Annotated in this window: 10 protein-coding genes and 1 tRNA gene; 3 read left to right on the top strand and 8 right to left on the bottom strand. The window is 56.0% G+C overall.

Annotated elements, in window-relative coordinates; translation table 11 throughout:
• Positions 1–12 precede the first annotated feature (12 nt).
• The 8 genes from ACILRN_RS03405 to ACILRN_RS03440 form a co-directional block, all read right to left on the bottom strand.
• A complete protein-coding gene (locus ACILRN_RS03405) occupies positions 13–807 on the bottom strand; it encodes an MBL fold metallo-hydrolase (protein ID WP_395685567.1) in 795 nt (264 codons plus the stop codon).
• Positions 808–809: 2 nt separating this feature from the next.
• Positions 810–1601, bottom strand: a complete 792-nt coding sequence (locus ACILRN_RS03410; RefSeq protein ID WP_395685582.1) for a TatD family hydrolase — start codon at positions 1599–1601, stop codon at positions 810–812.
• A 4-nt stretch (positions 1602–1605) separates the two neighbouring features.
• Complete coding sequence (metG, locus tag ACILRN_RS03415; protein WP_395685569.1) at positions 1606–3153, bottom strand: methionine--tRNA ligase; 1548 nt, start codon at positions 3151–3153, stop codon at positions 1606–1608.
• Positions 3154–3173: 20 nt separating this feature from the next.
• A complete protein-coding gene (locus ACILRN_RS03420) occupies positions 3174–4205 on the bottom strand; it encodes a DNA polymerase III subunit delta' (protein ID WP_395685571.1) in 1032 nt (343 codons plus the stop codon).
• A complete protein-coding gene (tmk, locus tag ACILRN_RS03425; protein ID WP_395685583.1) occupies positions 4205–4831 on the bottom strand; it encodes a dTMP kinase in 627 nt (208 codons plus the stop codon). The genes ACILRN_RS03420 and tmk overlap by 1 nt, the downstream gene beginning before the upstream one ends.
• 1 nt (position 4832) lies before the next feature.
• Positions 4833–5924, bottom strand: coding sequence for a D-alanyl-D-alanine carboxypeptidase family protein (locus ACILRN_RS03430; protein ID WP_395685573.1), 1092 nt, complete (start codon positions 5922–5924; stop codon positions 4833–4835).
• A gap of 159 nt (positions 5925–6083) precedes the next feature.
• The gene (locus ACILRN_RS03435; RefSeq protein WP_395685575.1) at positions 6084–7100 is read right to left on the bottom strand and encodes a septal ring lytic transglycosylase RlpA family protein; all 1017 of its coding nucleotides are present in this window, start codon (positions 7098–7100) and stop codon (positions 6084–6086) included.
• A 100-nt stretch (positions 7101–7200) separates the two neighbouring features.
• Entirely contained in the window at positions 7201–7914 is a 714-nt protein-coding gene (locus tag ACILRN_RS03440) for a tetratricopeptide repeat protein (protein WP_395685577.1), read from the bottom strand.
• 186 nt (positions 7915–8100) lie between these two features.
• On the opposite strand from ACILRN_RS03440, the gene ACILRN_RS03445 reads away from it, so the two are divergent.
• From ACILRN_RS03445 to ACILRN_RS03455, 3 genes are all read left to right on the top strand, one after another.
• Positions 8101–8871, top strand: coding sequence for a class II aldolase and adducin N-terminal domain-containing protein (locus tag ACILRN_RS03445; protein ID WP_395685579.1), 771 nt, complete (start codon positions 8101–8103; stop codon positions 8869–8871).
• A gap of 57 nt (positions 8872–8928) precedes the next feature.
• Positions 8929–9018: transfer RNA gene (locus tag ACILRN_RS03450), tRNA-Ser, on the top strand.
• 1170 nt (positions 9019–10188) lie between these two features.
• Positions 10189–12428 (top strand): hypothetical protein (locus ACILRN_RS03455; protein ID WP_395685581.1); only part of this gene is annotated, 2240 nt, incomplete at its 3' end.

Raw genomic sequence — 12428 nt, forward strand, 5'->3', positions numbered from 1 at the left:
GATCATATTCCTTCAGAAGCTTAGCTCGAGTCCATCAAAGGCAGGCTCAACACCAGCCGGCAGTTCCGCGAGAAGTGTGTCATAATCAAGGTCGACATGCAGATTGGTTAGTATCGCACGGCGCGGCCTGAGTCTTTTGATCCACGACAGCGTCTCTGATAGGCTCCAGTGGCTGGGATGTGTCTGCCGTCTCAGGGCGTCAACCACCCACAGGTCAAGGCCCGTAAGAAACGCAATGTTGGTGTCTGGCAAACCCGATATGTCCGGCGTATAGGCAAAATCACCAATCCTGAAGCCCAGCGCATCAATCGTGCCATGCTTTACCTGGAATGGCAGTGCAGTGATTTCACCCCCTGCCCCCCTTATAGTCACACCTTGGCCAGGCGCCAGCAGATTGAGGTTTAGCGTCGGTGGGTAGTCACTGCCTGGCGCCTGATAGAAGCAATATGCAAATCGGGTGGTCAGCATGCGAGCTGTCGCATCATCAGACCAAACGTCGACACGTTTTCCGGATCGAAGGAAGAACCCGCGCAAGTCATCAATGCCATGTGTATGGTCGGCATGTTCGTGGCTGAACAGAACGCCATCGATCTCGCGAACACCACACTCGAGCATCTGTTCACGCAAGTCTGGTGACGTATCAATCAGCACGCGTGTCTCGCCATGCCTGGAAACCGCCCTTATCAAAACCGAACAACGCCGGCGGCGATTTTTCGGATTCAAAGGATCGCACTGGCCCCAGTCATTTCCAATACGCGGAACGCCTCCAGAAGATCCACAACCTAGTATGGTAACTGTTTTCGACATTGCTAATTGCTTGATGGGGGCCAGGACGCTTTGGAGAAAAGCCGAAAGAAATTGTCCGTTGTCACTTTTGCCATGTCTCCAAGCGACATATTTCTGATCTCCGCGAGCACCTCGAGCGTCTTGACCACGAAAGCGGGTTCATTTGGCTTACCACGAAACGGAACGGGCGCGAGATAGGGTGTATCTGTCTCGACAAGAATGCGGTCGAGTGGCAGGGCCTTCGCGGTTGCACGAATGTCATCGGCTGATTTGTAAGTCAGAATACCTGAAAAAGAAACATACCCGCCCATCGAAACTGCCGCCTCGGCAAGGCGTGCCTTGGATGTAAAGCAATGCAGGAGAGGCCTGAACGTGCCTGCTGCCATCTCATCACGGAGGATGTCAATCGTGTCGTCTTCCGCTTCCCGGCTGTGAATGACAAGTGGCAGCCCGGTTCTGCGTGCCGCTTCTATGTGGGTTCTAAAGCCTTTTTCCTGGGCGCTCCGGGAACTGAACTCGTAATGATAGTCGAGGCCCACCTCACCAATGCCAATGCATTTCGGATGCTGCGACAAACGCATGAGGTCGTCCGCAGTGGTTTCGAGTTCCTCGTGGGCATTATGAGGGTGTGTTCCAACCGTGAAATACACGCCAGAATGTTGCTCTGCTATGCCACGTAGTGTTTCTATGCGTGACACTCGCGAAGAAATTGACACCATCAGGCCTACACCCGCAGCCTGAGCTCTCTCGAGCGTGGCTTCAAGAGACTCGGCCATCCCGTCAAAATCGAGGTGGCAATGGCTGTCAACAATCAACATTTTAGGTTCCCAGCCCGGCTTCATCAACAAAGCGAGGGAAAATTGGCTGGGGAGCAGGAAGAGCAGTGGAAGACACGAGCCGATGGTCTAGACTCGCAAAGGTTCTCATATCTGCTGGAATAGCCAACTGGTCCAGCAATCTTGCGGCCGCCTCTGGCATATAGGGTTGAGTCAGAACAGCGACCACCCTGAGAACTTCCGCGGTGACATATAATACAGTTTCCATGCGCGCGGGGTCAGTCTTTCTCAGCGCCCAGGGTTCCTGACTGGCAAAATATCGATTGGCGTCCGCAACTACCCGCCAAATCGCATCAAGCGCTTTGTTGATGGCATAGGTCTCATGAGCGACCCGTGCTTCGTTGAGTATACCATCGGCTGCTTTGAGTAATGAGAGGTCTTCGACGGAAAGGACGCCACAAATTGGAACTTTGCTGCCGCAATTCTTCGAGATCATCGACAAGGACCGTTGCGCAAGATTGCCGAGATCGTTGGCCAAATCTGCATTTATTCTGCTCACAATCGCCTCGTGGCTGTAATTGCCATCCTGGCCGAAAGGAACTTCCCTGAGAAAAAAATACCTGGTTTGATCTCTGCCGTAGGTACGCACCAGATCGCTTGGTGCAACTACATTTCCGAGTGATTTGGACATTTTTTCGCCACGGCTGAACAAGAAGCCGTGCACAACAATCTGTTCCGGCACTGGAAGACCTGCTGACAATAGGAATGCTGGCCAATAGATGGCATGAAAACGAGTAATGTCCTTGCCGATTACATGCGCACTTGCCGGCCAGAAAGACGCCCTAGTGGCGTGCGGATCTGGAAAGCCGGTCGCGGAGAGATAGTTGGTAAGTGCATCAACCCAAACATACATCACATGTTTTGGATCATCCGGCACCGGGATTCCCCAGTCAAAAGTTGTTCGAGATACCGAGAGGTCAGTCAAACCCCGCTTTACGAAAGCCACGACCTCGTTACGGTAGCTCTCCGGTGCTATGAAATCTGGTCGCCTTTCGTAAAGGTCAAGCAGTTTGTCTGCGTAAGCTGACAGCCTGAAAAAATAGCTTTCTTCCTCGACCCACTCGACCAGAGTTCCAGTCTTGACGCAAAAGCGCCGCCCATCTCGCAGTTCAATTTCATCCTCACCGTAGAAAGCTTCATCCCTTACGGAATACCATCCGGCATATTTCGACAGATAGATATCGCCGTTGGCTGTCATCCGGCGCCAGACTTCCTGTACCGACTTTCTGTGTCGCTCCGAGGTGGTCCTCAGGATGTCGTCAGCTCTGGCGTTTAGCTCTTCGCCCATCTGTTCAAACAAAGCAGCCGTGCGATCTGCGAGCTGTTGAGGGGTAATTCCCTCACGAGCTGCTGTCTGCTGCATCTTCTGTCCATGCTCATCCATGCCGGTTACGAAGAACACATCATAACCATCAAGTCGCTTGAAACGGGCAATCGCATCGGTTGCAATACGCTCATATGCGTGCCCAATGTGCGGGGCGCCGTTGGCGTAAGGTATGGCTGTGGTAATATAGAACTTTGGTTTTGACATGTCGCTACAATCTGTTCTGGTCAGGAAGCCCGGAGGGCCTCATCGAGCCGCAGCAGAGCGTCGATTATCGTCTGACGGCGGTCGAGATTTAGGGCATCGGCCTGCCGGAGGGAAGCGTTGATATCGTGATGGGCGAAAGCCAGAGCTGCGCCCCGGCCTTCCAATCCGAGAAGACGGGCCTTTTCGGCAATCCACTCGACCAGAAGTTCGCAGAAAATGGTATAATCCTCAGCCGACTCCCGGCCAGAGAAAGCAGTGGCGATCTCGACTGCAGCAGCGGCCGTGAGCTTGCCCCGTGTCATCACCTCAGAAAAAGCTGATGCGCCCGAGGAGCCTACAAACTCTATGGCCTTACCGGGGCTGCCCTTGCTCAGGACGGCCGCCTCAACCACAAATTTGGGGTCCGCATCCACTGCCTCGGGGGGAAGGCTGCGAAGAACTGAAACTGTTTCATCGATAGACAACAAGGAGAGCGAGATCTGCAAGCAACGTGACCGGATGGTGGGCAACAATCGTCCGGGTTGGTGGCATAGAATCAAAAAGAGGCTTCGCTCAGGGGGCTCCTCCAGAATCTTGAGCAAGGCATTGGCTGATTCGGCATTCAGATCATCTGCACAATCAACAATTGCAATGCGCCATCCCCCTGATGCCGACGTACGGCTGAAGAAACCCTGGGCCGCCCGAGCATCCTCCACCGTGATGACTGTCTTCAGGCGTTTAGCCCGTTGGTCGACGGCGCGCTCAATCACCAATAGACCAGGATGCGCACCCACGCCTATTTGCCGCGATGCGGGGCTCTCCATGTCCGCTTGAAGGGTCTGAAAAGGGTTTCGCGGCGAATATACGGGATTGTTCAGCAGAAATCTTGCAAAACGGTAAGCCAAAGTCGCCTTGCCCACGCCTCTGGGTCCGGAAATCAGCCAGGCGTGGTGAAGTTTTTCAGACTGGAAGGCCTGGAGGAGCCGCTGTTCGGCTTGTTGGTGGCCAACAAGTCCCCTTATTCTTCTCGGATGCCATGGAACATCTCGCGGATCCTGAAATTCTTCTGCCATCACCAGAGCTCAGACACGGTAGCCCACACCTCTCGCGCAACCAAATCGACAGGTCGCGCCGCATCTATCAGATGGCAACGCTCCGGCTCGCGTCTAACAATTTCCTTGAACCCATCGCGAAGGTTTCGGTGAAAATCCAATCCTTTTCTCTCGAACCGATCCTCCGCGGCTGAGTTGAGGCGGCTTTTAGCCCGCGCCAGACCAAGAGCCGGATCGAGGTCGAACACTAGGGTTCTGGATGGTCGCGTCTCTCCAACCACCGCCTTCTCCAGAGCGTCGATGACGTCCTGAGAACATCCACCTGCGTAACCCTGATAAACACGCGTGGAATCCATGAACCTGTCGCATAGCACCACGCTGCCCTTTTCCAATGCGGGCCGTATCACTTCGATCAGGTGCTGCTCTCGTGCTGCGTTGTTGAGGAGGGCTTCAGCCAGCGCTGACCATCGCGACACGTCACCCGAGACAAGAAGCGAGCGTATCGCTTCTCCAGCAACAGTCCCTCCGGGTTCCCTTGTCACCAGCACATTGCGGCCCATGCCTCTCAGTCGCTCAGCCAGTATCTGGACCTGAGTGGATTTTCCTGCCCCTTCCCCTCCCTCGAACGTAATGAATGATCCAGTCATCTCAAGCGCCAAATACCATGATCAGAAGCGAATCGAGGGCTCGAGCCCATATTGATGGTTCAGGGTCAACCTTGTCTGCAGTAGAAACCGGGACCTCCGCAACCGTCATGCCATCGACAACAAACTGCAGCGCCCCGACTTGCTGACCGGCGATGACAGGAGCAATGAGCGGTCCCTTGTATACAAGTTTTACGTCTGCCAGCGTTTGTTCCCGTGCTGAAAGAGAGACCCTCACCGGTGCATCAGCTACAAGATCGACGCGCCGCTCCTGACCGCCCCACACGCGGGCCTGCCCCACCCTGTCGCCCCGCGCGTAAACATCGACCAATTGAAACTGGCGGAACCCCCAATCAAACAGTCGTTGTGCCTCCTGACGGCGATCATTGATACTCTTCAGACCCGCGACAACGAGGATGAGCCGACGGCCATCGCGCATGGCGGAGCCGACAAGAGCGTATCCAGTATCCTTGGTGAAGCCCGTCATCATCCCGTCCGCCCCGGGATAGTCGCGGAGCAGAGGATTGCGGTTTTCTTGGCGTATCCCGTTCCAGGTAAATTCGGGGATTGAATAGAATTGGTAGTAGGCCGGAAAATGACTCACGATGTGACGGGCAATCACGGAGAGGTCCCGGAGGCTCATGAGATGGCCCTCTTCCGGAAGACCAGTCGAATTGCGAAACGTCGCTGTGACGGCACCCAACTGTCTTGCCCGTAACGTCAGCAACTTTGCGAAGTCAGCTTCGTTACCCGCCATGGTCTCTGCAATGACGATACAGGCATCGTTGGCCGATTGCACGATGACGCCCTTCACCAGATCTTCCAGTCGTACCCTGGAGTTGAGTTCGGCATACATGGTCGAACTGCCTGACATGGCGCCGCCCTTGCGCCAGGCATTCTCGCTTACCGTAAACTCCTGTCCGAGGCTTAAGGTGCCAGCGTTGAGAGCTTCAAAGACCAGAACCATGGTCATGAGCTTGCTCATGGATGCCGGGGGGATAAGTCGGTCGGCTTCCTTTTCAAACAGCACACGACCGGTGCGGGCATCAACGAGGATCGCCTCGCTGGCCAGCGTCTCGTGATCCGCCGCAGGCACCAACTGAGCCCAAGCGGGTTGCACCAACTGTACATTGAAGAAAATCAGTAGAAAATACAGATGGATAGATAACAGATGTGGTAGCCTTGACCGCAACATGAGCGTCAGCTTAGGTCGACCTGATCCGCAAAGCAACGGAGCCTGAATGCGCTGAGGCAGCTACTGCAGGGCCGCCTGAACAGACTGGCTGCGCACCAGTCTTGCGTCACCAAAACCCGCTGCGCGAGCATCGGCGAGAGCAGTTTCCGCGTCATCTCCATGCGATATCGGACCCAATCTCACGCGAAACACCGGCCCGGAAGCTCCGGACAATTCGATGAACTGGACCGGCCAAACTGCAGCAAATTGCTCGCGCACCCGTGTCGCATTTTGCCCATCAGAAAACGACCCAATCTGGACGTAGTAACTGACTTCGACATCCCCTGATGATGGCAAGGTGCCCTCCGCTGCGACTTGCTGGGCATTACTGTCTGTGGCGACCAGTTGTACAACCGGCTGACTTGGAGCGCGCTTAGGCAGTGGCTTGGCCACAGCCACCATTGTCTTGCCCGTTGGAGCATTGCCTTTGAGCTTGTCGGCTCTCGCAATCATCTTCCGAAGGGGCGTACCCCGATCGAGCTCATTATTCATAGCGTACAGGTGGCGCCCATCGTCCTCGAGAGGTGCGGGGCCGATGTATTGAACGCGAACTTTGGCCTTTCCCTGATTCTTAAAGTCCAGTGCAATTGCCGAAGCCTTGGACATGTCAATGAGCCGGGTGCCCACAAATGGACCCCGATCATTGACCCTAACGATTACGTCCCGGCCGTTTTCAAGATTTGTGACCTTGACGTAGCTTGGCAAGGGCAACGTAGGATGAGCAGCCGTCAGACGGGTCTTGTCAAACCATTCGCCATTGGAAGTCTTGCGGCGATCGAAGGCTTCGCCATACCAGGACGCCATTCCCTTCTTGTCGTAACCTGGTTGCTCTTTAGGCTCATACCACCGGCCCGCAATCTGATAGGGTTTTCCAACATGGTAACGACCACCTCCCCAAGGGACGTCGCCTTTACCGGGATAGACCGGACTTCCCTGGCCGGCAAAGGGATCCCTGCTTGCCTGTTTGGAGGAAGAACAGCCCGCAATCATCACCCCGATAGCAACCAAAACTGCGGCATGAGATAACCATTTGAGCATACGGAACCGACCCTGTAGTCGCGACCAAGCGCGAGCGGACGAGCGCGAGATTGGTAGCCAGAGCCTGAATTTTTCGTTTGGTTATATAGTTAAGAAATGACTACTCGGCGTTCGCCGGCGCGACACTCAACCGGTCGATGTTCTGTTGAGCCATATTGTTGCCGGCCGCCAGAGCCTGCTGGTAAAGGTCGAGGGCACGGCGCCTGTCGGCTGTCGTACCCCATCCCATCTCAAGCATCCCGCCAAGATTATTCAGGCCCCAAGGGTCGTTCTGTGATGCCGCACGCTCGAAAAAATAGTATGCTTTTGCAAGGTTCCGAGGAACCCCCTTTCCCTCCAGGTACAGCATACCAAGATTGTTCTGGGCATCAGCGAGATCGAGTTCGGCGGCCTTGCCGTACCACGCAGCAGCCAGCTCTAGATCAAGCTCCACGCCGTCACCGGTCTGGTAGGCCAGCCCCAGCGCATTCATCGCTGCGGCGTGCCCTCTGGCAGCTGCATCCTGATAGAGTTTGATCGCCGCAAGCTTGTCTTGCTTAAGGCCGGCGGCACCGCGCACTACCAAACGAGCAAGACGGTACTGGGCGTCTAGGTTACCTTGAAGAGCGGACTGTCTGAACCAGCGCGCGGCCTCAGCCTCATCGCGGAGCACTCCCGCACCTGCCTCATAGGCCAGGCCCACTTCAAACTGAGCATCCACGTCGCCCACTTTCGCAAGCGTGAGCTTCTTCTCGAACGGCAGATCATCGAGTGCTTGAGAGGACACGGGTAAAGCGGTCGTAACGAACAACAGTCCCGCCAGCAGATAAGCCACGAGGGGCGGACGTCGAATTAGCACTGATACACCTCGCTTGTTTGCATAATATCGGTCCGGCATTGCCACGTAGCCTGCAGGCAATCTTCTCATCGGCTTCCCGCAGAGTCGAGGCGGTCAGCCCAAAAGCTGGATTGCCGGAGCCTGGAACACCCGCTATTCTATATCGACTTATCGTTGGAGACTATGATGGGAAACCTGGCAGCGCTCAAGACTTCCTCGATCCGTGAAACAGATGAGTGGCAACTGCGTGTCGACCTTGCGGCGGCGTTCAGGCTTGCTGCCATGTATGACTGGCATGAGGCGGTTGCCAATCACTTAAGCCTTGCCGTGTCCGGTGACGGGCAGAAATTTCTGATGAACCCCCGGTGGCGGCATTTCTCTCGTATCAAAGCATCAGAACTCTTGCTTCTGGACAGCGAAGACCGGACAACCATGACTCGCCCGGATGCGCCGGATCTAACGGCATGGTCGATCCACGGCCGCATTCACGCCACGGTTCCTCAGGCCCGTTGCATCATCCACCTCCACCCCCCTTATGCGACGGCTGTCGCATCTCTTGCCAATCCGGAAATCCTGCCCATCGATCAGAACACGGCACGCTTCTTCAATCGTGTAGCGGTCGACATGGATTATGGCGGCATGGCCAATAGCGACGCTGAAGGTGAACGTCTGGGCCGCCTGCTTGGCAACCGGCAGATCATGATGATGGGAAATCATGGCGTTCTCGTTTGTGCGGAAACGGTCGCGGAGGCCTTCGATCTCACCTATTACCTTGAGCGAGCATGCCGGAACCTCGTACTTGCATATTCGACCGGTCAGAAACTCCACGTGATGAGCCCGGCGGTTGCGGAGAAGACCGCCCAGGAATGGGAGGCAGACCGGGATCAATTCCAGTCCCACTTCGAAGAGATGAAGCAAATCCTCGATGGCCAGGACCCTTCTTACGCATCCTGATGCACCGGGATTGAGCGACAGCAAAGAGACTGCTAAACGGAGTCGGGTCTGGCTCCTGGAGGGGTGGCAGAGCGGTCGATTGCGGCGGTCTTGAAAACCGTTGAGGGTTCACGCCCTCCGGGGGTTCGAATCCCTCCCCCTCCGCCACTTCAAGAAGCCCAGCATCTCCCACAGTCTCAACCGTTGTTCAAACACCTGCAGTTACGAGGCTGTTGGTACTTGAAAGTACCTTTACTGTCTCCCGCGTTCTCATCGACGAACGTAGAAAGCGGGGAAAGCGGGGAAAGAGATGCGCAAGGTGAACCGGCTTGATGCCGCCTTTGTCCGACAAAACTCCATCCTGATTGGAAAGCATCCAGATGGGAACAACCTCTACCTGTCGATGAGTTCAGATTCGGCAAGTTCGTGAGTGTTTCGATACAGCTTTAAGGGCCAAGCGAGCGAGAAGGATCTTGGATTTGCATGGGCCGTTAGCCTCGCGGAAGCGCAGAAAGAAGCCACTGAACTCGGCGGCAGCTGGCAAACGGGATTGACCCACAAGAACAAATTTAATCGATGAAGGTTCCCACCTTTGATGGGTTGCTCCGGGAGTATGTTCAAGTCTTCAGTACCATATGGAGCAACGACAAAAGCTAACGCCAATGGCTCAAGACATCAGATTATATTGGCAAGCTTGTGAGCATGTCCGTCGGCCAGATCAAGACCGCACACGTTAAAGCCGCGCCGCAACCTCCACGAAGTTCAGTAGGCTCGTCATAATCTTGTCCCTTTGATCTGACCGCTCTGGCGAAGAGTGGTCATTCTGCGCCCCGGGGCCGAATCCGGACGTGTCAGCGGCTGGACAGAAGCATCAGTGAAATGCCCCTGCGTCCTAAGTTTGGCATGTCGTGTCAGGAAGCCGAAACGCAGCCAAAGCCAACTGTGAATGTGCAGCAAGCAAGGCGGATCGAGGTGAAAGGGTTGAGGCTGTTAGGTTGATACATATCGGCAGACTATCCAGGACCATATTCCGACCCGAATTCATAGCAGTTTCCACTTGGTGGGAAGGCTGAAAGAACGATTTTGGTAGCTTCGCTGCGACCTCCAGAGCACTCAGGACGGGAGCCAGTGTTGGGGTTTATACCCTTGCCGCATTGGTATAGAGGGCGAGAGTAGCTTTGCCGAAACCAAAACGGAGCATCGCAGCTAGCGGCCAGTCAGGATGGCAGGATCTGGTCTCTTCAAGTTCAGATTTTTTTGCTATTTTGGCAGCTCCACATCGTATAGCTTGGCCGAAGTCGATACCCTTGATTGCAAGGGCTGCGCTGAGGAGATGCCATGAATCGATTGAAGCGCAGTCTCGTCTTGTGTTGCAGCGTTCTTGCAGCGGTAACTTTTCTGACAGTAAACGCCGAGGCGGAAAGCTTCACAATCAGCCCCTCGCCTCCGGCACCGATCACCACCACAACCCAGACACTCGACACCACGGGTGATGTCGGCACGGTACTGGAAGGTGGCGTGATCGATGTCACTTCTGGCTACGGCATTGAAGGCACTGCTGATGGCGTCACGGTGAATAACGCCGGGTCAGTGACGAGCGGCGACAGTGGCATCTTTGTATTGAACAAAAGCACGATCAATAACTCGGGGACGGTGAACGGAAGCCCTGCCAACCTAGGCATATACGCCTTTGGCAACGGCAACACGATTTCAAACTCGGGCACGGTGACGGGCGGCGGCGGCGGCATCTTCGCCGATGGCACCGAAAACACGATCTTCAACTCGGGAACGGCGACGGGTACAGATATGGGGGGAGTCACCGCCCTCGGCAATAACAACACGATCATCAACACGGGAATGGCGACCACTGAAACGTCTGGTGCCGCCAATGCCATCTATGCCATCGGCAACGGCAACACGATCACCAACTCAGGGATGGCGACGAACGGCGTCCTCGGCATCGCCGCGACTGGCTCCAACAATATGATCAACAATTCGGGATCGGCGGATGGCGTTGACACCGGCATCGTCGCGAATGGCTTCCACAACGTGATCAACAACTCGGGATCAGCCACTGGTTCAGTGGACGGCATCTACGCCAACGGCGACAACAGCACGATCAATAACACGGGGACGGCTGAGGGCATCAGCGGCAGCGGCATCTACACCTATGGCTCGGGCAACACGATCACCAACTCGGGATCGGCGGATGGCGTTGACACCGGCATCTTCGCCAATGGCAACACTAACACGTTCGCCAACTCGGGGACAGCTTCGGGCGGCGACTACGGCATCTTCGCTGAAGGCGACAACAACACAATCACCAACGCGGGGACGGCGACGAGCGACGTCTACGGCATCTACACCCTTGGCACTGACAACATGATTTCTAACTTGGGTACGGCGGAGGGCGTTGGCACCGGCATATATGCCGGAGGCTCCGGCAACACGATTGACAATTCAGCGGCAGCGACGGGTAGGGACGCAGGCATCTATGCCGAAGGCTTCGGCAACACAATTAGCAACTCGGGGACGGTGACGAGCGACGTCTACGGCATCTACACCCTTGGCACTGACAACATGATTTCTAACTTGGGTACGGCGGAGGGCGTTGGCACCGGCATATATGCCGGAGGCTCCGGCAACACGATTACTAACTCGGGGACGGTGATAGGAGGCGCAGCCATCTTATCCAGCGGCGACCACAATTCGATCACCAACTCAGGGACGGCGGCAGGCGTTTACACTGGCATCTTCGTTAATGGCACCGGCAACACGATCACGAACTCGGGAAAGATCATCGGCGGTGATTTTTCCGTGCGTTTGAATGGTGAGGGCAACACGCTGAACCTCTTCGCAGGTACCAACCTGCAGGGTGTCCTAAATCTGGGCAGCGGCAACACTTTGAACATCGGCAAGGGTATGAACACGGCCTTTGCCTATCTGGGGAGCCCGACAATCGGCACGCCGGGGCCAGCCTATGTCGATTATCAAGCGGTGGTGGACACCGGCGTGTCTGCCGAAGAGGTGATGGAACCGATGGTGGCGTTAACGGGCGTCGTTGCCGTCGTCGACCCCACGGGCTTCTCGGCGCAGGATGAGATGCTGAATGATCTGACCCGCGTGATTGCTGATAATGTCGACGCGCGGCTTGCCGAGGTTCGTCAGGGGGCCTCCCCCGGGTCTGTTGCCATGAACGGGTCGGTCATCGTGCCGACCGCGGATGCGCCGCCGGGTTCCGGGGGAATGGTGGCATGGGCCGCAGGCCTCGCGCAGGGCCGCGACCAGCAGGCAGATGGTGCCGATGTGGGCTTCAACACCCAGCAGGGCGGCTTCATGCTGGGGCTGGATGGCGAGGCAAGGGCAGATATCCGGCTCGGCGGCTTCATCGGCGCATCGACGGCGCAATTTGAAACAGAAACCAATTCGCAGAGCATCGACACGGACAGCTATTTCGGCGGGCTCTATGCCAGCCTGCGGCAGGATGCCCATTTCCTGAACCTCGCAGTGACGGCGGGCCTCTCCAGCCAGTCCAGCGACCGGACGGTCGCCAACAACCTTGTCGATGGCGGCATGGA

This window comes from Aestuariivirga sp. (genome assembly GCF_044238155.1).
GTDB lineage: Bacteria > Pseudomonadota > Alphaproteobacteria > Rhizobiales > Aestuariivirgaceae > Aestuariivirga.

What these genes read in the sequence shown, in the direction of transcription:
- ACILRN_RS03405 (WP_395685567.1), bottom strand. Translation starts at nt 807, where the DNA reads ATGTCGAAAACAGTTACCATACTAGGTTGTGGATCTTCTGGAGGCGTT.
- metG (WP_395685569.1), bottom strand. Translation starts at nt 3,153, where the DNA reads ATGTCAAAACCAAAGTTCTATATTACCACAGCCATACCTTACGCCAAC.
- ACILRN_RS03420 (WP_395685571.1), bottom strand. Translation starts at nt 4,205, where the DNA reads ATGGCAGAAGAATTTCAGGATCCGCGAGATGTTCCATGGCATCCGAGA.
- tmk (WP_395685583.1), bottom strand. Translation starts at nt 4,831, where the DNA reads ATGACTGGATCATTCATTACGTTCGAGGGAGGGGAAGGGGCAGGAAAA.
- ACILRN_RS03435 (WP_395685575.1), bottom strand. Translation starts at nt 7,100, where the DNA reads ATGCTCAAATGGTTATCTCATGCCGCAGTTTTGGTTGCTATCGGGGTG.
- ACILRN_RS03445 (WP_395685579.1), top strand. Translation starts at nt 8,101, where the DNA reads ATGATGGGAAACCTGGCAGCGCTCAAGACTTCCTCGATCCGTGAAACA.